Annotated in this window: 19 protein-coding genes; 11 read left to right on the plus strand and 8 right to left on the minus strand. The window is 70.4% G+C overall.

The features are described from left to right. Position 1: 1 nt before the first annotated feature. Together BCY76_RS19085 and BCY76_RS19090 are read right to left on the minus strand one after the other, a co-directional pair. Positions 2 to 796 carry a THUMP-like domain-containing protein gene (locus tag BCY76_RS19085; RefSeq protein ID WP_070159422.1) on the minus strand — a complete coding sequence of 265 codons (795 nt, stop codon included), beginning with the start codon at positions 794 to 796 and terminating at the stop codon, positions 2 to 4. A 5-nt stretch (positions 797 to 801) separates the two neighbouring features. Continuing rightward, positions 802 to 1,341 carry a hypothetical protein gene (locus BCY76_RS19090; protein ID WP_237090021.1) on the minus strand — a complete coding sequence of 180 codons (540 nt, stop codon included), beginning with the start codon at positions 1,339 to 1,341 and terminating at the stop codon, positions 802 to 804. Between the two features lie 421 nt (positions 1,342 to 1,762). Between BCY76_RS19090 and BCY76_RS06980 the strand changes: the two genes are divergently transcribed. The 4 genes from BCY76_RS06980 to BCY76_RS06995 all read left to right on the plus strand — a co-directional run bounded on the left by BCY76_RS06980 (position 1,763) and on the right by BCY76_RS06995 (position 5,762). Then, positions 1,763 to 2,818 (plus strand): siderophore ABC transporter substrate-binding protein, encoded by a 1,056-nt coding sequence (locus tag BCY76_RS06980; protein WP_070159427.1) that lies wholly within the window; start codon positions 1,763 to 1,765, stop codon positions 2,816 to 2,818. 99 nt (positions 2,819 to 2,917) lie between these two features. Continuing rightward, a complete protein-coding gene (locus tag BCY76_RS06985; protein WP_083277414.1) occupies positions 2,918 to 3,949 on the plus strand; it encodes an ABC transporter permease in 1,032 nt (343 codons plus the stop codon). Further along, positions 3,949 to 5,010, plus strand: a complete 1,062-nt coding sequence (locus BCY76_RS06990) for an iron chelate uptake ABC transporter family permease subunit (RefSeq protein WP_085437428.1) — start codon at positions 3,949 to 3,951, stop codon at positions 5,008 to 5,010. The genes BCY76_RS06985 and BCY76_RS06990 overlap by 1 nt, the downstream gene beginning before the upstream one ends. After that, a complete protein-coding gene (locus BCY76_RS06995) occupies positions 5,007 to 5,762 on the plus strand; it encodes an iron ABC transporter ATP-binding protein (RefSeq protein WP_070159428.1) in 756 nt (251 codons plus the stop codon). The genes BCY76_RS06990 and BCY76_RS06995 overlap by 4 nt, the downstream gene beginning before the upstream one ends. Positions 5,763 to 5,953: 191 nt before the next feature. On the opposite strand, the gene BCY76_RS07000 is transcribed toward BCY76_RS06995, so the two are convergent. The 5 genes from BCY76_RS07000 to BCY76_RS07010 form a co-directional block, all read right to left on the minus strand. Continuing rightward, positions 5,954 to 7,756 carry an acetyl/propionyl/methylcrotonyl-CoA carboxylase subunit alpha gene (locus BCY76_RS07000; protein WP_085437418.1) on the minus strand — a complete coding sequence of 601 codons (1,803 nt, stop codon included), beginning with the start codon at positions 7,754 to 7,756 and terminating at the stop codon, positions 5,954 to 5,956. 111 nt (positions 7,757 to 7,867) lie between these two features. Beyond that, on the minus strand, positions 7,868 to 8,329 hold the full coding sequence (locus BCY76_RS07005) for a Maf family protein (RefSeq protein WP_272896824.1): 462 nt from the start codon (positions 8,327 to 8,329) through the stop codon (positions 7,868 to 7,870). Then, positions 8,266 to 8,571: a Maf family protein gene (locus BCY76_RS19870; RefSeq protein WP_272896825.1), complete on the minus strand. Its 306-nt coding sequence runs from the start codon at positions 8,569 to 8,571 to the stop codon at positions 8,266 to 8,268. Before BCY76_RS19870 ends, BCY76_RS07005 begins: the two co-directional genes overlap by 64 nt. Then, positions 8,568 to 8,834: a hypothetical protein gene (locus tag BCY76_RS17500; RefSeq protein WP_139827666.1), complete on the minus strand. Its 267-nt coding sequence runs from the start codon at positions 8,832 to 8,834 to the stop codon at positions 8,568 to 8,570. The genes BCY76_RS19870 and BCY76_RS17500 overlap by 4 nt, the downstream gene beginning before the upstream one ends. 82 nt (positions 8,835 to 8,916) lie before the next feature. Beyond that, positions 8,917 to 10,566, minus strand: coding sequence for an acyl-CoA carboxylase subunit beta (locus BCY76_RS07010; RefSeq protein ID WP_083277415.1), 1,650 nt, complete (start codon positions 10,564 to 10,566; stop codon positions 8,917 to 8,919). A gap of 314 nt (positions 10,567 to 10,880) precedes the next feature. On the opposite strand from BCY76_RS07010, the gene BCY76_RS07015 reads away from it, so the two are divergent. The 6 genes from BCY76_RS07015 (at position 10,881) to BCY76_RS07035 (ending at position 16,212) form a co-directional block, all read left to right on the plus strand. Continuing rightward, positions 10,881 to 11,699, plus strand: a complete 819-nt coding sequence (locus BCY76_RS07015; RefSeq protein WP_083277417.1) for an SDR family oxidoreductase — start codon at positions 10,881 to 10,883, stop codon at positions 11,697 to 11,699. Positions 11,700 to 11,794: 95 nt separating this feature from the next. Then, the gene (locus BCY76_RS07020) at positions 11,795 to 12,832 is read left to right on the plus strand and encodes a biotin--[acetyl-CoA-carboxylase] ligase (RefSeq protein WP_070159433.1); all 1,038 of its coding nucleotides are present in this window, start codon (positions 11,795 to 11,797) and stop codon (positions 12,830 to 12,832) included. Positions 12,833 to 12,915: 83 nt separating this feature from the next. Beyond that, the gene (locus tag BCY76_RS07025; RefSeq protein WP_070159435.1) at positions 12,916 to 13,545 is read left to right on the plus strand and encodes a hypothetical protein; all 630 of its coding nucleotides are present in this window, start codon (positions 12,916 to 12,918) and stop codon (positions 13,543 to 13,545) included. Between the two features lie 665 nt (positions 13,546 to 14,210). Then, entirely contained in the window at positions 14,211 to 15,347 is a 1,137-nt protein-coding gene (locus BCY76_RS07030; protein ID WP_237090022.1) for an adenylate/guanylate cyclase domain-containing protein, read from the plus strand. 116 nt (positions 15,348 to 15,463) lie between these two features. Then, a complete protein-coding gene (locus BCY76_RS17505) occupies positions 15,464 to 15,772 on the plus strand; it encodes a PP2C family protein-serine/threonine phosphatase (protein ID WP_070162288.1) in 309 nt (102 codons plus the stop codon). Beyond that, complete coding sequence (locus tag BCY76_RS07035) at positions 15,694 to 16,212, plus strand: PP2C family protein-serine/threonine phosphatase (RefSeq protein WP_070162287.1); 519 nt, start codon at positions 15,694 to 15,696, stop codon at positions 16,210 to 16,212. Before BCY76_RS17505 ends, BCY76_RS07035 begins: the two co-directional genes overlap by 79 nt. A 61-nt stretch (positions 16,213 to 16,273) precedes the next feature. Here the strand turns inward: BCY76_RS07035 and BCY76_RS19875 are convergent, their stop codons facing one another. Then, positions 16,274 to 17,125, minus strand: coding sequence for an EamA family transporter (locus BCY76_RS19875; protein ID WP_070162285.1), 852 nt, complete (start codon positions 17,123 to 17,125; stop codon positions 16,274 to 16,276). Between the two features lie 129 nt (positions 17,126 to 17,254). Here BCY76_RS19875 and ligA point away from each other — a divergent pair, with 129 nt between their 5' ends. Beyond that, on the plus strand, positions 17,255 to 19,591 hold the full coding sequence (gene ligA / locus BCY76_RS07045) for an NAD-dependent DNA ligase LigA (protein ID WP_237090023.1): 2,337 nt from the start codon (positions 17,255 to 17,257) through the stop codon (positions 19,589 to 19,591). The last annotated feature ends 63 nt before the right edge of the window (positions 19,592 to 19,654 follow it).

Raw genomic sequence — 19,654 nt, forward strand, 5'->3', positions numbered from 1 at the left:
GTCAGGCGCAGCGGAAGCCAGGCGCCTGATTCGACGGCAGCACCGGGCGTCGCACCGGCGCCTGAGACAAGCCCGGGACCTCAGGCCGGCTCGACGACGGCGACCAGCCGCTGGTCGCGACCCGCGTGATCACCAGGGTGCGGTGCCGGGGTCCCGCGGGCGGCAGATCCGCCGTCGCGGCGGTCCTCTCCCGTCCGTCCTTCCTGCGTCCGTTTTTGCCGCGCCCGTCCTGCCCGGCGAGGATCTGCTTGCGCAGCGTCTCCGGCACCAGGTCCACCCCGCGCTTCTTGATCTCCACGCTGGTCACGCCGTGCTCCTGCACCCAGGCGCGCAGTCGCTTGACCTGGAACGGGAAGACCTCCACCACGCGGTGGCACCGGACGGCGGAGGTCGACGGCGGCGCGGCCCGGTCGGGGAGCACGAAGTAGGCGATGTGCTCGTCCAGCATGGCTCCGCCGAGCCGTTCGGCCAGATCGGAGACCAGCCCGGCGCGGATCACGGCGCCGTCAGGCTCACACAGCAGTCCGGAGAGCCCGTCCGGGCCCAGGGCCTCGGCGTCGGGGCGCTCGCCGAACTCAGCGGCGGAGGTCAGCTCCTCCACGGCGTCCGCGCTGCGGACAGTCGCCGCGCGTCGCACCCCGGGGCGCGCCAGTGCGTTGAACCACAGGACCACCTCCACCACGTGGCCGTCCACACTGACCCACTCGGCCTCGCAGTCGGCGGGGATGAGCTCATGCGGGATCCCCGGCCCCAGCTTCACGCCCAGGGGGATGCCAGTGGCGGCCAGCGAGGTCACGAAGCTCAGCGGCGGAGAGAAGGACTCCGGGTCCCATATGCGGCGTGAGGCGCCGTCGGCGCTGTGCCCGCGGCCCGCATTCCGGCGCGCCGGATCCAGCCACAGGCCCCAGCCGGCGGGGCGCCGCCCGGACCGTCTGTCCTGTCTGCCCCGTCTGTCCTGTCTGTCCCGTCCGGCTCGTCGGGCTGGCCGATCGTCAGGCCCATCTCCGCGACGAAGGCCTCCGCGGTGGTGTGCCGGACCTCGGCCTCTGGGAACGGCGTGAGGTTCATCGTCGCCGCCGCGGCGGCATCCTCGTCGGCGTCGACGGCGATGACCTCCAGTCCCAGGGAGGCCAGTGCCAGCGCATCGCCTCCCAGGCCGCATCCCAGGTCTGCCACATGGGTGAGGCCCGCCTCGCGGAAGCGCCGGGCGTGACCCGCCGCCACGGGCAGTCGGGTGGCCTGCTGCAGCCCGTCCTGGGTGAACAGCATCCGGGCGGCGAAGTCACCGAACTTCGCTGCGGCGTCCCGGCGCAGGCGGGACTGCGTCAGTGCGGCGGCCACCAGCTCCGGCGAGTGGCCGGCGCGCCGCAGCTCGGTGTTGAGCCGGGCGGCGTCGTCGGCATCATAGGGCGGGAGCGAGTTCAGCAGCTCCCAGCCTCGGGCGTCAGCAGCGGGGCGAGCGCAGAGGTCTCAGACATCTCCGCCAGCCTAGCCGGAGCCGCCCTCGAATGCTGGTCCGTCCGGTCCGACGAGGCTGTGGAGGGCTGCGATCCGTCATGGGGCCGTCACCAACTTGCAGCGCATTAGCCAAGTCGATAGGTTCTTATTTGCTTAGGCTGGGCTAAGTCATTCGGCGAAGGTAGGTGTGACCTCTTTCGCAGTCTGTGGTCCGACCCGCCGCCTCGCACCCGAGTCCATCACACACTCCACCACTGTCGGCCGCCCCGCACCGGCGCCGACCCGTGACCTTGAGGAAGGCCCCATGACCTCTGCTGAGACCACCAGCTCCACCTCCCGTGCCGCCGCCGGGCTGTCCGTGCTCGCCGTCGCCGCCCTGGCGCTGACCGCCTGCTCCGACGCATCCGCCGGGTCCGACTCCAGATCCGAGGCGGGATCCGACGCCGACGCGGCCTCGTCGTCACAGGGTGCCGGTGTCGTCACCATCGACGACGACCACGGCACCCATGAGATCGACGTGGACTCCATCGAGTCCGTCGGCGCGTTCGACAACCGCACCTTCCGCACGCTGGAGGACTTCGGCGTCGAGCTGACCGTCGCCGCCCGGGCTCTGATGGGCACCGGGATCACCGACTACGCCGACGACGAGGACATCCTCGACACCGGCAACCACCGTGAGCCCAACCTCGAGCTCATCGTCGCTGCGGAGCCGGACCTGGTCGTCACCGGGCAGCGCTACCAGCAGTACTACGACGACATCGCCGCCCTGCTGCCGGATGACAGCGTGATCCTCGAGTTCGACGAGGCCACCACCGACCCGGAGACATTCTTCGACGGGCTGATCGAGATGACCGAAAAGCTCGGCCAGGTATTCGAAGCCGAGGACGAGGCCGCCGAACTCGTCGAGGGCCTGCAGGCCGCCATGGACCGGGTGGAGGCCGCCTACGACGGCGACTCCAGCGTGATGGGAGTGCTGACCTCCGGCGGGGACATCAACTACGCCGGCCCGAACCAGGGCCGCGGAGTGGCCCCGATCTTCCAGGAGTTCGACCTCGTCCCGGCGCTGGAGGTCGACGACCAGTCCAGCGACCATGAGGGCGACGACATCTCCGTGGAGGCCATCGCCGATTCGAACCCGGACTGGATCATCGTCCTGGACCGCGACGGCATGGCCCCCGACGACCCCGAGTACACCCCGGCCGGCGAGCTGATCGCCGACTCCCCGGCGCTGCAGGAGGTCACTGCGGTGCAGGAGGACCAGATCGTCTACATGCCGCAGAACATGTACCTCACCGAGGACATCCAGGCCTACACCGAGTTCCTGGAGGACTTCGCCGACGCGCTCGAGGCCGCCCGGTGAGCGTCCTCGACGCCGACCGCTGAGCCGGTCGAGCCCCGGCCGTCTTCTCACGGGCGGGGCTCGGCCGTGCCCTGCACCTGACCCACCCGGAAAGACAACATGACCTCCACGCTGCGGCAGGACATCGCCTACACGAGCCGCGACATCCTCGTCGACGAGCAGCGCTCCCGACGGCGCCCGCTGCTGACGCCGTCGTTCCTGCTCGCCGTCGTCGTCACCCTCGGCCTGCTGGCCGCCTCACTGCTGGTGGGGCAGTTCGACGTCTTTGCCGAGGGCAATTTCTGGATGTTCGGCATCACCCGCATCCCGCGAACCGTCGCGCTCGTGCTCGCCGGAGCCTCGATGGCCATGTGCGGGGTCATCATGCAGCTGCTGACACAGAACCGCTTCGTGGAGCCCACCACCACCGGGACCACCGAATGGGCAGGACTCGGTCTCATCCTGGTCATGTGGCTGGCCCCCACCGCCTCGTTGCTGGCCCGTATGTCCGCTGCCGTGGCGATGGCGTTCCTGGGCACCATGGTGTTCTTCCTGTTCCTGCGCCGGGTCTCGCTGAAGTCCAGCCTCATCGTGCCCATCATCGGGATCATGCTCGGTGCGGTGGTCAGCTCCTTCACCACCTATCTGGCACTGATGACCGACACCCTCCAGACGCTCGGCATCTGGTTCCAGGGATCCTTCACCGGCGTGATCCAGGGCCGCTATGAGCTGATGTGGATCGTGCTGGCCGTCACCGTGCTGGTGTTTCTGGTGGCCGATCAGTTCACCGCCGCCGGGCTCGGCAAGGACATGGCCACCAATGTGGGGCTGAACTACACGCTCGTGCTGTTCATGGGCACCGCCATGGTCGCCGTCGCCACCGGGGTCACCGCCACCGTGGTGGGGACCCTGCCGTTCCTGGGCCTGGTGGTGCCCAACATCGTGGCCCTGTTCCGCGGCGACGACCTGCGCAGCAACCTTCCCTGGGTGTGTCTGGTCGGGATCTCCACTGTGACCCTGTGCGACCTCATCGGCCGGCTCATCATCGCTCCCTTCGAGGTCCCCGTCTCCATGGTGCTGGGCCTGGTCGGTGGGATCGTGTTCATCGGGCTGCTGCTGAGGCAGCGCCGCAAGGGAGGACTCGTCACGTGATGCTCAAGACCGCGCAGGACGCGCCCGCGCAAAGGGGGACGCAGCAGACGCCGCAGCAGTCGCGCCGCTCCGGGCCCCTCACCGGCCGGCGGCACCGTCGGGTCTACGCACTGGTCACCGCCGTGCTGATCCTCATCTCGCTGGGCTCCACGGCCGGGATCCTGTTCTACAACAACCCCATGCCCGTGGGCTCCGACGGGTGGTGGCTCATCGCCGGGATGCGGCGGGACTCCCTGCTGACCATCGCCGTCGTCGCCCTGTGCCACGCCATGGCCACCATCGCCTTCCAGACGGCGGTCAACAACCGGATCATCACCCCCGGCATCATGGGCTTCGGCTCCCTCTACACCGCTATTCAGACCGGATTCGTCTACCTCTTCGGCATCACCGGGGTCGTCATGCTGGTGGGCGTTCCGCAGTTCTTCCTGCAGATGGCGGTCATGATGCTGCTGGCCACCGGCCTCTACACGTGGCTGCTGTCCGGGAAGTTCTCCAACATCCACATCATGCTGCTCGTGGGTGTGGTGCTCGGCGGCACGTTGGGTTCGCTGTCCACCTTCATGCAGCGGATGCTCACCCCCTCCGAGTTCGACGTGCTCACCGCACGGCTCTTCGGCAACCTCTCCAACGCCCGGGCCGAGTACCTGCCCTACGCGATCCCGATCGCGCTCGCCGTCGCCGTCGTGCTGTGGCTGTGGGCGCCGAAGCTCAACGTCATCGCGTTGGGGAAGGACAATGCCACCAACCTGGGGCTGAACCACAAGCGGGAGGTCATCAAGATCCTGCTGCTGGTCTCCATCCTGGTCTCCCTGGCCACCGCGCTGGTGGGTCCGATGATGTTCCTGGGCTTCCTCACCGCCGCCCTGGCCTACCAGTTCGGCGACACCTACTCGCACCGGCACCTCTTCCCGCTCGGGTTCCTGTGCGGCTACGCGGTCCTCTCCGCGAGCTACTTCGTCCTGCGCCACGTCTGGGACGCGGGGGGAGCGGTGACGGTGATCGTGGAGCTCGTCGGCGGGCTCGTCTTCCTGTTCTTCCTCCTGCGAAAGGGACGCCTGTGATCTCCCTGACCGATGTCAGCAAGGCCTACTCCTCGTCCGTGTCGATCGGGCCGGTCAGCGTCGACATCGACGCCGGCGGGATCACCGCCCTGGTGGGCCCCAACGGGGCGGGAAAGTCCACGATCCTCACGATGATCGGCCGGCTGCTGAGCCTGGACTCCGGGCGCATCGAGGTGGCCGGTCACGACGTCGTCAACACGCCCTCGAAGGCGATCGCGAAGATCATCTCCGTGCTGCGCCAGGAGAACCACTTCGTCACCCGGCTCACGGTGCGGCAGCTGGTCAGCTTCGGGCGCTTCCCCTATTCGAAGGGCAGGCTGACGCTGGGGGACGAGAAGTACATCTCCGAGGCGATCGACTTTCTGGACCTCACCGACCTGGAGGACCGGTATCTGGACCAGCTCTCCGGCGGGCAGCGACAGCGGGCGTATGTAGCCATGGTGCTGGCGCAGAACACCGACTACGTGCTGCTGGACGAGCCGCTGAACAACCTGGACATGCAGCACGCGGTGGCGATGATGAAGCAGCTGCGCCGTGCTGCCGACGAGCTCGACCGGACCGTGGTCATCGTGCTGCACGACATCAACTTCGCCGCCCACTACTCGGACAGGATCCTGGCCATGAAGGACGGGCAGGTGGTGGAGCACGGCACTCCGGCCGAGATCATGCGCGACGACGTCCTGACCCGAGTGTTCAACACCGACGTGCAGGTGGTGCCGGGGCCGAACGGACCGCTGGCGGTGTACTACTGAGGGGGATCTGCGCCGAATACAACGATGCTTCTGCGGTTTGGGCCCTTTTGGCGCAGATTCACGCGTCAAAAGGGCCCAAACCGCGAAGCCATCGGGCGGAACAGCGATGACCCCGGAGGGATCGTCGGACGACGCGCACTGAGACGACGTCCAGCGACAATCCCTCCGGGGCCATCCCGGAGTGCGGCTGCTCAGCCCTCGATCGTGGCGAGCACCTCTCCCGCGCTCACCGAGGCGCCGGCCGCGGCCTTGAGCCCTTTGAGCTTGCCGGCCTTGTGGGCGGTCAGCGGCTGCTCCATCTTCATGGCCTCCAGCACCAGGATCAGGTCGCCCTCGGCCACCTTGTCCCCGTTCTTGGCGTGGACCTTCACGATGGTGCCCTGCATGGGCGAGGTCAGCTGGTCCCCGGAGGCGCCGGTGGCCGCGGCGGTGCGCTTGCGGCGTCGCTTCTTGCCCGCCTGGGTGGCGAGCTTGCCGGCCGCCAGAGAGGCAGGCAGTCCGACGGTGACGCGTTTGCCGTTGACCTCCATGACCACGGAGGCGCGCTCCTCCTCGTGCTCGGGATCGGCGTGAGCGGCCAGCATGTTGAACGGCTGGATCGTGTTGTCGAACTCGGTCTCGATCCACCGGGTGTGCACCGAGAACGACGTCGGCGCCTTCCGGTGGCCGTGGCCGCCGTCGTGCTCGGCCAGCTCGGGGACGAACGCCGGATCCTCGAGGACCTGGCGGTGGAAGGGGATCACCGTGGGCATGCCCTCGACGGTCATCTCCGCCAGGGCGCGGCGGGCCCGCTGGACGGCCTGCTCCCGGGTGGCGCCGGTGACGATCAGCTTGGCGATCATGGAGTCGAAGGCCCCGGAGATCGTCTCCCCGGCGCGCACGCCGGAGTCCACGCGCACGCCCGGCCCGCTGGGCAGGTCGAAGCGCTCGAGCTTGCCGGGGGCGGGCATGAAGTTCCGTCCGGCGTCCTCGCCGTTGATGCGGAACTCGATACTGTGGCCGCGGACCTCCGGGTCGTCGTAGCCCAGCCGCTCGCCGCGGGCGATCCTGAACTGCTCTCGGACCAGGTCGATGCCGGTGACCTCTTCGGAGACCGGGTGCTCCACCTGCAGGCGGGTGTTGACCTCCAGGAAGCTGATGGTGCCGTCGCGGCCCACCAGGAACTCGCAGGTCCCGGCGCCGGTGTAGCCGGCCTCGCGGAGGATCGCCTTCGAGGCGCGGTAGAGCTGCCGGTTCTGCTGGCGGCTCAAGAACGGCGCGGGAGCCTCCTCCACGAGCTTCTGGTTGCGCCGCTGCAGGGAGCAGTCACGGGTGGAGACCACCACCACGTTGCCGTGCTCGTCGGCCAGGCACTGGGTCTCCACGTGCCGCGGCGCGTCCAGGTAGCGCTCGATGAAGCACTCGCCCCGCCCGAAGGCCGCGGTGGCCTCGCGGACGGCGGACTCGTAGAGCTCGGTGATCTCCTCATGCTCGCGGACCACCTTGATGCCGCGCCCGCCGCCGCCGTGGGCGGCCTTGATGGCGATGGGCAGACCCTGCTTGTCCGCGAACCTGATGACCTCTTTGGCGTCCTTGACCGGCTGCTTGGTGCCGGGCGCCAGCGGGGCGCCGACCTTCTCGGCCAGCTGGCGGGCGGAGACCTTGTCGCCCAGCGTCTCGATGGCCTCGGGGGAGGGGCCGATCCAGGTCAGTCCGGCCAGGCGCACGGCACGGGCGAAGTCGGCGTTCTCGGAGAGGAAGCCGTAGCCGGGGTGCACGGCGTCCGCATCGGTGGCGCGGGCGGCCTCCAGGATCTTCTCGACCACCAGGTAGCTGTCCGCCGCGGTGGCTCCGCCCAGGGAGTAGGCCTCGTCGGCCATGGTGACGTGGACGGCGTCGCGGTCCGGGTCGGCGTAGACGGCGACGGTCGACAGCCCCTCGTCACGGGCCGCACGGATCACCCGCACCGCGATCTCCCCGCGGTTGGCGATCAGCACCTTGCTGAACTGGGTCATGGTCTCTTCTGCACTCCTGGTAGTCGGGGTGGACGCTGCGAATTCTTCATCTGGTGGCCGATTCTGACGGCATCTGTCCGGCGACACGCCGTCGCATCGCCGGAGATCCCGTCATCCTCGGCCGCTCGACACGGGAGGGGCCTCAGGCGCCAGCTGGGCGCGCAGCCGGGCCAGCGCGGCGGGCGAGACGCCGATGACCGACTCGCGGTCGCCGTCGACGTGCTCGATGAACTTCGCGGCCGCGCCCTCCAGGGTGAAGGCCCCCGCGCAGTGCAGGGGCTCCCCGGACTCGGCGTAGTCGCGGATCTGCTCATCGGTGGGCCGGCCGAAGGTGATGCGGGTGGAGACGGTCTCGCCGGCGGCCTTCAGCTCGCCGTCGTGGCCGGGCCTCTGGCCCAGCCAGCTGGAGCCGGTGGTGCGTGTGGCGCTCGAGGCGTCCACCAGCCAGTGGCCCGTGTGCAGGATGCCGGTGGCGCCCCGCATATGCCGCCAGCGCTGCACCGCCACCTCTACCTCATAGGGCTTACCGTAGGCGACGCCGTCGAGCTCGAAGACGGAGTCGCAGCCCAGCACCAGGCGCCGCGGGCCGCGCCTCGGGAGGCGACGTCCTCGGCCTTGGTGCGGGCCAGCAGCAGCGCCTCCTCGGCGGGGGTCAGCGGTCCGAGCGCCTCGACGGCGGAGGCCACGACGGCGGGCTCGTCCACCTCGGAGACGACGACCTCGAAGTCGAGGCCGGCCTCCTCGAGGATCTGACGGCGGCTGGGGGAGGCGGAGGCGAGGATCAGTCGGGGAGTCTTGTCATGATGTGCGCTCACCGGGTCACCTCAGTCCTGCCGCGTGCTGCCAGGAGTCCGTGCCGGGGCGGCCCCACAGGCCCAGATGGCGGCGCCGCTGCAGAGTGCGGTCCCGCGGGCCGGTCCCTCCGGCGTCGGCGTCCTCCACGGGCTCCGCGGTGGCGAGGCGCCCGACGACGGCGCACCGCGGCGAGCTCCTCCGCGCCCAGCGGGGTGCCGGTGAGCTGCAGGACGGGTGTCTCCGGGGAGTCCCCCTCGGTCGGGTCCTGGGTGGTCTCGGTCATCGGCGTCGCCTCCTTCCTGGACGTCGGGCCCGGCGGGGCCCAGCGGCGGTCTCGGTGCTGCAGGTGCTGCAGGTGCGGCGAGTCACAGCGGGATGTTGCCGTGCTTCTTGGCCGGCCGTGCCTCCCGCTTGTGGAAGGTCGCCCGCAGCGCCTTGGTGACCTGCCAGCGCGTCTCGGCCGGCTCGATGACGGCGTCGATGTAGCCCAGCTCGGCGGACTGGTAGGGGTTGAGCAGCTCGGTCTCGTAGTCGTCGATGAGCTCGGCGCGCCGGGCCTCGACGTCTCCGCCTTCCTTCTCCACGGCGGCCAGCTCCCGACGGTGCAGGATGTTGACCGCACCCTGGGCGCCCATCACACCGATCTGCGCGGTGGGCCAGGCGAGATTCACATCGGCGCCGAGCTTCTTGGAGCCCATGACGATGTAGGCCCCGCCGAAGGCCTTGCGGGTGATCACCGTGATCTTGGGGACGGTGGCCTCGGCGTAGGCGTAGAGCAGCTTGGCCCCGCGGCGGATGATGCCGTTGAACTCCTGGTCGGTGCCGGGAAGGAAGCCGGGCACGTCCACCAGGGTGAGGATCGGGATGTTGAACGCGTCGCAGAAGCGGACGAAGCGGGCGGCCTTCTCGCTGGCCGCGATGTCCAGGGTTCCGGCGAACTGGGAGGGCTGGTTGGCGACGACGCCGACGCTGCGGCCCTCCACCCGGCCCAGTCCGATCACCACGTTGGGGGCGTAGAGGGCCTGCAGCTCCAGGAAGTGGCCGTCGTCGAGGATCTGCTCGATGACGACGTGCATGTCATAGGGCTGGTTGGCGGAGTCGGGGATGAGGGTGTTCAGCGCCTCGTCCTCGGCCTCGATCTTCGCCCGCTCCTCGGCCGGCTCCACCGGGGCTTCGGCGAGGTTGTTCAGCGGCAGGAACTCCAGCAGCTCCTTGACGAACTCGAGGGCGTCCTCCTCGTCGGAGGCCAGGTAGGCGGCGGTGCCGGTGGTGGTGTTGTGCTGTCGCGCCCCGCCGAGGGTCTCCATGTCCACGTCCTCGCCGGTGACCGACTTGATGACGTCGGGGCCGGTGATGAACATGTGGGAGGACTTGTCCACCATGATCACGAAGTCGGTCAGCGCCGGGGAGTAGGCCGCCCCGCCGGCCGAGGGGCCCATGATCAGGGTGATCTGGGGAACCACGCCGGAGGAGTGGACGTTGTTCCGGAAGATGTCGGCGAACATGGCCAGGGAGGCCACGCCCTCCTGGATGCGGGCGCCGCCGCCGTCGTTGATGCCGATCACCGGGCATCCGTTGCGGGCGGCGAACTCCTGGACCTTGACGATCTTCTCCCCGTTGACCGCGGAGAGGGAGCCGCCGAAGACGGTGAAGTCCTGGGAGTAGACGGCGACCAGACGACCGTCGATGGTGCCGTAGCCGGAGACGACGCCGTCGCCGAGCAGCTTCTTCTTCTCCATGCCGAAGGAGGTGGAGCGGTGCACGGCCAGGGCGTCGAGCTCCACGAAGGAGTCGGGGTCCAGCAGCATCTCGATGCGCTCGCGGGCCGTGTGCTTGCCGCGGGAGTGCTGCTTCTCCACGGCCGCCTCCCCGGCGGGGGCGTGGGTCTGGTCCCGACGGCGGCGGAACTCGGCCAGCTTCCCGGCGGTGGTCGCCAGATCATGCTCCGCGCCCGGCTTCGGGGCGGTGCGGCCGTCGGTGCTGGCGCTGGCGTCAGTGCGGGGGGAGGTGCTCATCGTCCGTGGGGAACCCTTTTCTCCGGCGGTCGGGTGGACGGCGGCGCCGCGGGACGCGCGGGGCGTCATCGGGGTCACTGCCGGATCCTTCAGGAACTCTACAATCCAGCGGCCAGTCTAGCCCGGGGCAGGGGTCTGACGACTGTAGGAACCCTACAAGGCTGGCCCGGGGGTCGGATGTCGATGTGACGCAGATGACAGAAGGGGGTTACTCATGAGTAGAATTGAGGGCATGACTGAGCCAGCAGCACCCACCCCCGCCACGACGCCACCCAGCTGATCGGCCCCCGGGATCTCCACGCGCCCGCGTGCTGATGTCCGGCGGAAGCCGCGGCATCGGGCACGCCATCGCCGTCGCGCTCGCCGGGCGCGGTGCCCACATCGCCATGCTCGCCAAGACCGACACCCCGCATCCCAAGCTCGCCGGCACCGTCCACACCGCCGTGGCCGACGTCGAGGCCGCCGGAGGTCGCGGCCTGGCGATCGTCGGGGATCTGCGCGAGGACGCCGACGTGCTCCGCGCCGTGGACACCACGGTCAGCGAGTTCGGTGGCGTGGACATCGTCATCAACAACGCGTCGGCCATCGATCTGTCCACCACCGAGGCCCTGGACATGAAGCGCTACGACCTGATGCACGACATCAACGTCCGCGGCACCTTCCACCTGTCCAAGACGGCGATGCCGCATCTGCGTCAGGCCGCCGCCGACGGCCGCCACGCGCAGATCCTCACCCTGTCTCCGCCGCTGACCGGCGCCGACGGGCGCCTGGACCCGCAGTGGTTCGGCCGCCACCTGGGCTACACGATGGCCAAGTACGGCATGTCCATGACGACCGCCGGCCTGGCTCAGGAGCTGGCCGCCGACGGCGTGGACGTGAACTCCCTGTGGCCCGCCACCCTCATCGACACCGCGGCCATCCGGGCGATGCCCGGAGGGGAGGAGATGATCCGTTCGGCCCGCACCCCGGGAGTGGTCGCGGATGCGGCGCTCGCGCTGCTCTCCGGTGCCGCCGGACGCCGCACCGGAGAATTCCTCACCGACGCGAAGGTGCTGGCCGCCGCGGGCGTGGAGGACCTCTCCGACTACGCTGTGGAGCACGGGCGCGAGCTCATCCCGGACATCTTCCTCTGAGCCGCTGACCTCCGGTCGCTCCGGCCGGGTCTCGGCGCCCGGTCATCAGGTGCCCTCCTACGGCACCGCGCAGCTGCAGGAGGCGGAGGAGCCGCATGACACAGGACAGCACAGGAAGCACAGCGAGCACCGAGGCCCTCGGCGGCACAGTGAACACCGGCGGCGAGCAGCAGCCGACGACGGCGTCGCCCCTGGACGCCGCGTGGCTGCGTCAGCAGCTGGTCGCCGAGGGCCCGTACTCCCGGCTGCGGGTGGTCGAGGCTGTCGACTCCACCAACCTGCAGCTCTCTCGGGCGGCCGGGGAGCCGGGCTTCGCCGAGACCTGGCCGCATCTGTCCGTGCTCACCGCGGAGGAGCAGACGGGGGCCACCGGTCGGCTCGGCCGCGGCTGGTCCTCGCCTCCGCGGACCTCGCTGTCCACCTCCGTGGTGCTGCGTCCGGGACGCGACGGCGTCGACCCCACGCGCCAGCTGCCCTGGATCTCTTTGGTGGCCGGCCTGAGCCTCGTAGAGGTTCTCCGGGAGCGCCACGGCATCCCGGCGCAGCTGAAATGGCCCAACGACGTGCACATCGACGGGCGCAAGATCTCCGGAATCCTGGCGGTGCTGGCGCCCGTCCCTGCGGGCGCCGCCGGTGGGGTGACCGTGGTGCTGGGGATCGGGATCAACGTGCTGCTGCGCGCCGAGGACCTGCCGACGCCGACGTCCACCTCGGTGCTGCTGGAGCTGGATCGACTGGGCGAGGGACGGGCGTCGGCGGCCGGGGCGGGGTCGCCCGACCTCGCGACGCTGCGCACCGAGGTGCTCGCCGCACTGTTGGAGCGTCTGGCGCAGAACCTCGCCGACCTGGAGGGCGTTGCGGCCCGCGGCTCCGTGCGGGACAGTGCGCTGGGTGCCCGCGTGCAGGAGGTCATGGACACCCTCGGCCAGGAGGTGCGTGTGGAGCTGCCCGGTGGGGGAGCCGAAAGCGGCACCGCGGTCGGGCTGCAGGACGACGGCTCCCTGCAGGTGGAGGTCACCCGGCGTCGGAGCGCGCCGGAGGCGCCGTGGGAGGCGGTGGAGGGCTCGGCGGCGCAGCGGCGACGGCCTTTCTCCGCCGGAGACGTCATCCACCTGCGGCGGGCGCAGGCCTGAGACCCACGGGTAGACTGGCCGCGGACCTCGCCGGACCGGCGGCACAGGTCTGACCTGATCAGAGCGGAGGACGAGGGCACGCGATGAAGCTGAAGCTCGTGGACGGCGAACAGGTCGTCGTGCGCACACGCGCTCATCTTCGTGCGCTGATCCCGGCCCTGGTGAACCTGCTCGTCACGGTCACCGTGATGAGCTTCCTCCTCGGCTACGTGTCCCGCGGTTCGCAGCCGGAGTTCATCCGGTACTACAGCCACATCGGGGTGTTCCTGATCTGGGTGGCCGGCGGTCTGGTCCTGGTGCTCGGTACGCTCCGCCCCCTGCTGCGGTGGGCGCTGCGGCACACCTACCTCACCACGTTGCGGGTGGTGCAGAAGAACATCCTCGGCGCCCCTCAGCCGGTGGTGGTGCCGCTGGGGCTGATGTCCGAGGTGCAGCTGAAGCAGTCGCGGCTGCAGGCCGTCCAGGGAGCCGGCGATCTGGTGCTGCTGCACGGCGCCTACGGTCAGCAGCAGCGCACGGTGCTGACAGACATGCCGGACGTCGAGCACTTCCACACGGTCATGGCCGAGGAGCTGAGCACCTACCGGCAGGCCGCCGCCCGGCAGCACGCCGCCCAGCAGTCCCCCCATCCTCAGGGGCACTCCTCCCCGCCGGGCACTGCGGCGCCCCGGCAGCAGCCACGATTCGGACAGTCTCCGGGACAGGCGGTGTGACCATGGTCGATGAGTCTCGAGACGAGTCCGCCCGGCGTCAGACCGGTCCCCAGGAGAGCCCGGCCGAGCATGGGCGGCTCGCCTGGGAGCGGGCCCGCCGGCGCGGCTTCGGCGCCCCGGAAGGCGATTCCGGAGACGCGTCCACGCCCCCGGAGGACCCCCCGCCACGACGTCGACGCGGATCCCGGGGCCCACAGTCTGACCGGTGAGACCGGGGAGATCGACCGCGACGCCGTCGGGTACACCGACGAGCAGCTCGCCGCCGCCCGTCCGACTGGTCCGACTTCCCGTCCCCGCGGCCCGTCACCACGCCGAGCCTGCACACCGGAGAGATCGCCCTGCCCCGCCCCGCGGCGGCCGTGCCCGGTGGGGTGCGCGCGCGCCCGGGGACTCACCCGCCGCCACTGCCCCCACGCCTCCGGCTCCCCCTGCTCCGGACGCCGGCCCACACAGTTCTGGTGAGGGCGGTTCTGGTGAGGGACGTGCACGGGAAGGCGGTCCGTCGTCCGAGCCGGCGCCGGTGGCGCACACCCCGCATGACCCCGGAGACGAGAGGTCGGGACGTCCCGCGGGCCGGACCCGCGCTGAGGCCCGTTCGGCCGCACGGTCAGCGGCCTCAGCGGCCTCAGCGGCCTCGGCCCCCTCGGCCCCCTCGGCCCCGGCGGGTGCCGCCGTCGTCGTCGTCGGGATCCGCGCCGGACGGCTGGGAGCGGGCGCCGGAGACTGCTGCGATCCCGATCCCCACGGTGGAGCAGCAGGACTGGCACCGCGGCATCCGGGACCTGGAACGCCGGCTGCTCGGTGCCGAGCGCACCCTGACCTACCGGGAGATGGCCCGCGAGCTCGGCGTCTCCACCCACGCCGCCCGCAAGCTGTGGCGCGCCCTGGGCTTCCCCAACCTGGACGACGACGTCAAGGCGTTCACCGACGCCGACGTCGAGGCGCTGTCCACGATGATCTCGCTGGTGCGCGACGGCCACCTCAACGAGGAGACCGCGATCTCGCTGACCCGTTCGGTGGGCCAGATGACCGACCGCATGGTGGTCTGGCAGATCGAGGCGCTGGTGGAGGACAAGATCGCCAACCAGCAGCTCTCCGACGCCACGGCACGGACCCAGGTGGTGGAGACCCTGCCGGAGCTGATCGCGCCGATCGAGAGCCTCATGAGCTACGCCTGGCGCCGGCAGCTCTCCGCGGCGCTGCAGCGGCTCACTGTGCGAGTGGAGTCCGGGCTGGCCGCCACCGCCCAGGGCCGGGACGGCTCCGAGCACGACTCTCCGCTGCCGCTGGCCCGTGCCGTCGGCTTCGCGGACCTCGTCTCCTACACCTCGCTGTCCCGCACCATGAACGAACGCACTCTGGCGCAGACCGTGCAGCGTTTCGAGTCCCGCTGCGCGGAGATCATCTCCATCGGCGGCGGTCGGCTCGTCAAGACCGTCGGCGACGAAGTCCTGTTCAACGCCGAGACCCCGGAGGCCGGTGCGGAGATCGCACTGGCCCTGGCCGAGACGATCGCCGCCGACGACGTCCTGCCCCAGGCCCGGGTGTCCGTGGTCTGGGGGCGCGTGCTGTCCCGGATGGGCGACATCTATGGGCCCACCGTGAACCTCGCGGCCCGGCTCACGGCCCTGGCCGATCCCGGCACCATCCTGGTGGACTCCGTCACGGCCCGGGCTCTGGAGTCCGAGGACGACTACCTGCTGGTCCCGCAGCCGCCGCGGATCGTGCGCGGGTTCGGGGAGGTGCAGCCGCACATGCTGCTGCGCGCCGGCGGCACGGGGATCGTCCTGGAGAACTCCTGAGCTCTCGTCGCGGCTGTGGAACGTGACCTCATCGTGACATGATGGTCTGGTGACCCGGCGCACCCTCGCGCCGCACGGATCTCCCGCACCCACTGACCGAAGGGCACCAGACGACCATGGACGACGAGCAGCAGCCGCGCCCGGACCACGGGCTCTACCTGGACTACGGGTACGGCTCGCACGTCGGTCTGCGCCGTGAGCTCAATGAGGACTCGTCGGTGGTCACCGACTCGCTGTTCGCCGTCGCGGACGGCATGGGCGGCCACGAGGCCGGCGAGGTGGCCTCCGCCCTGGCGGTGCAGGCGCTCGCCGAGGCTGGGACCCCGCTCCGGGGCCGATCACCCGGGTGGAGCTGCAGGCCTGCCTGGACGACGCCGACGAGCGGATCCGCGAGGCCACCGACGCCAAGGCCGGCACCACGCTGACCGGCGCGGTGCTGGTGGAGGCCGGCCAGCGGCTGCAGTGGCTGGTGTTCAACATCGGTGACTCGCGCACCTATCTGCACCAGGACGGGCGGCTGCGTCAGCTGACCCGCGACCACTCGCAGGTCCAGGAGATGTTCGAGTCCGGGATGATCACCGCCGAGGAGCTCCGCGACCACCCGAACCGCAACGTCATCACCCGCGCCCTCGGTGCCGGCGACCTGTTCAGCGGCGATTACACGATGGCGCCGGTGGAGGCCGGCCAGCGGCTGCTGATCTGCTCCGACGGGCTCACCGGAGAGCTGACCGACCAGCAGATCGCCGACATCCTCGACGCCGGACGCTCCCCCCAGGACACCGTGGACTGGCTGATCCACCAGGCGCTGCGCGAAGGCGGCCGGGACAACGTCACCGTGATCGTGGTGGACGTCCGCGAGGGTTGAGTCCCGCCGACCCTGCTCGCGGATCCTGCTCGCGGATCCGGAAGGTGCCGCACCGCGCGCCTCATCCGCGCACCGATCCCATCGCGGCGACCACCACCAGTCCCATGCCCAGCAGCGCATGGACCGAGAGCTGCTGGCCGAGCAGGAGGAATCCGGCGCCCGCCGCGATCGCCGGGGCCAGGGCCAGAAGGATCGCGAAGGCGCTGGGCGGCAGCCGCCGCAGCGCCAGCATCTCCAACGCATAGGGCACCGTGGAGGACAGCAGCGCCACCCCCAGGCCGATCAGCAGGATGTGCGGCTGGAACAGCGCGGAACCGCTGGTGACGACGGCGACGGGCGCGACCGCCAGGCCGCCGACGGTCATGCCCAGGGTCAGACCGATCAATCCGGTGAACTCCTGGCCGGTGCGCCTGGTCATCATGATGTAGGCGGCCCACAGCGCCGCGGCCAGCAGAGCGAAGACCACGCCGACGGGATCCAGCTCCGTGGCGGGGTCCCAGCCGATCATCGCGACGCCGGCGAAGGCGGTCCCGGCCCACAGTGCGCTGAGCCACCGGCGTGACGCGAGGACGCTCAGGGTGAGCGGCCCCAGGATCTCCAGGGTGACCGTGGTGCCCAGCGGCAGGCGATCCAGCGCCAGGTAGAAGGCGATGTTCATACCGGCCAGCACGAGTCCGTACCCGGCGGCCACGCCCCAGGACCGGGCGGACAGGCCGCGGACCCGGGGCCGGACCAGGGCCCACAGGACGCCGGCGGAGAGCACCAGGCGCAGGGCCACCATGCCCACAGGCCCCGCAGCGGGGAAGACGAGGACCGCCAGGGCCGCCCCCACCTGCTGACAGCCGAGCCCGAGGAGCACCAGCAGGCTGCCCTGGGCGCGTCGTGCGCCGTCGTCGGCAGGTCCGGAAGTCATGGCTCCATCCTCGTCGCCGGGCGGCGCGGGGTCGAGCGGCCACGCATGGGGCCTGCCGTGGCCGAGGTCTCGTGGCTCGGATGCGCGGGGCCTCTGATCATGTCCGGGGGAGGTCATAGACTGGTGCGCGTGACCGAGACTGCTGACCGCGACGCCGTCGAGCCCGCTCCCGAACCCACCGCAGAGCCCGCCTCAGCGCCGTCGGCCGAGCCATCCGCTCCGCCGACGGCGCTGCGTGAGGAGTACGAGCAGCTCGTGGAGGAGGTGCGTCGCCATCGGGTGGCGTACTACCAGGAGGACGCCCCGCTGATCTCTGACGCGGAGTTCGATGAGCTCTACTCCCGGCTGCAGCGCATTGAGGCCGAGCATCCGGAGATCGTCTCGGCGGACTCACCCACGCAGGAGGTCGGCGGCGAGGTCTCCGAGGCGTTCTCCCCGGTCACCCATCTGCAGCGCATGTATTCCCTGGAGGACGTCTTCTCCCGCTCCGAGCTGCGCGCCTGGTATGACCGCGCCGTCGCCTCTCTGGCCGAGGTGCGCCCCGACGCGACGCCCACCTGGCTCACCGAGGTCAAGATCGACGGGCTGGCCATCAACCTGCTCTACCGGGAGGGCCGCCTGGTCCGCGCGGCCACCCGAGGCGACGGCACCACCGGCGAGGACGTCACCCACAACGTGCTGACCATCGAGGACATCCCGCAGCGGCTCTCCGGTGAGGGTCACCCTGCGGAGTTGGAGGTCCGCGGAGAGATCTTCATGCCCACCGAGCAGTTCCACGCCTTCAACGAGCGGCTCACGGCCGCCGGGAAGCCGCCGCTGGCGAACCCCCGCAACGCCGCGGCGGGCTCGCTGCGGCAGAAGGACCCCGCCAAGACCGCCGAGCGCCCGCTGAGCATGTTCGTCCACGGACTCGGCGCCCGAGAGGGCCTCGACCTGGGCTCGCAGCATGAGGCCTATGAGCTGCTGGCCTCCTGGGGCCTGCCGGTCAGTCCCTACACGAAGCTGCTGCGCAGCTATGAGGACATCGAGGCCTACCTGGACGAGCACCAGTCCAGGCGCCACGAGCTGGTCCATGAGATCGACGGCGTCGTGATCAAGGTGGACGACTTCGACCAGCAGCGCGCGCTGGGCCACACCTCGCGGGTCCCGCGCTGGGCGGCCGCCTACAAGTACCCGCCGGAGGAGGTCCACACGCGCCTGGTGGACATCCAGGTGCAGGTGGGCCGCACCGGCCGGGTCACGCCCTTCGCCGTGCTGGAGCCCCAGAAGGTCGCCGGCTCAGTGGTCTCCCGCGCCACTCTGCACAATCAGGACGTGGTCCGGGCCAAGGGCGTGCTGATCGGCGACGACGTGATCGTGCGCAAGGCCGGCGACGTCATCCCTGAGGTGCTGGGTCCGGTGCTTCCCTCCCGCGAGGGACGGGAGGAGGAGCTCCACGAGTTCGTCTTCCCGGTGAAGTGCCCGGCCTGCGGGACCGAGCTGCGTCCCGCGAAGGAGGGCGACGTCGATTATCGCTGTCCTAATGCGGAGTCGTGTCCCGCCCAGCTGGCCGAACGGGTCATCCACGTCGGCTCCCGGGGCGCCCTGGACATCGAGGGCCTCGGAGAGGAGGGCGGTCGTGCGCTGACAGATCCGGACTTCCGCCGCCCGGACCTCCCCGAGCTGGTCAGCCGCGAGGCCGTCGCAGAGTCGGGGGTCACGGTGACCTTCGGCGAGGACGGGATGCCGGAGCCCCAGACGCCGGTGCTGCGCAACGAGGCCGATCTCTTCCACCTCTCCCCGGAGGACCTCAAGGACGTCTACGTCTGGCGGGAGGAGCGGCACTACGACGCCGCCTCGCGCACGTGGACGAAGACCGGACTGTGGACCGTGGAGCGGTACTTCGCCAAGCAGGACGGGGATCCCAACGACCGTTGCCGCACGCTGTTCTCCGAGCTGGAGAAGGCCAAGGAGCAGCCGCTGTGGCGTGTGCTGGTGGCGCTGTCCATCCGGCACGTCGGCCCCACCGCCTCGCGGGCCCTGGCCGCCGCCTACGGCTCGCTGGAGAAGATCCAGGCCGCCGACGAGGAGGAGCTCGCCGGCATCGACGGAGTGGGCCCCACCATCGCGGCGGCGGTGCACGAGTGGTTCTCGCTGGACTGGCACCGGCGGATCGTGGAGCGTTGGGCGGAGGCCGGGGTCCGCATGGTCGACGACGTCGACGAGGAGACGCCGCGCACCCTCGAAGGCCTGACGGTGGTGGTCACCGGCAGTCTGGAGAACTGGTCCCGGGACGAGTCCAAAGAGGCGATCATCGCCCGCGGAGGCCGGGCCGCCGGCTCCGTGTCGAAGAAGACCGCCTACGTCGTGGCCGGAGCCAACGCCGGCTCCAAGCTGGACAAGGCCGCATCGCTGGGGGTGCCGGTGCTGGACGAGGAGCAGTTCGGCGTCCTGCTGCAGAGGGGGCCCGAGGGCCTCGAGTCCTGAGACCCGGCACGACGCCCGGCTCATCAGGAGTCACATCACGTGCACCACACATCATCGACGAGG

Source organism: Nesterenkonia sp. PF2B19 (assembly GCF_001758425.2).
Taxonomy (GTDB): domain Bacteria; phylum Actinomycetota; class Actinomycetes; order Actinomycetales; family Micrococcaceae; genus Nesterenkonia; species Nesterenkonia aethiopica.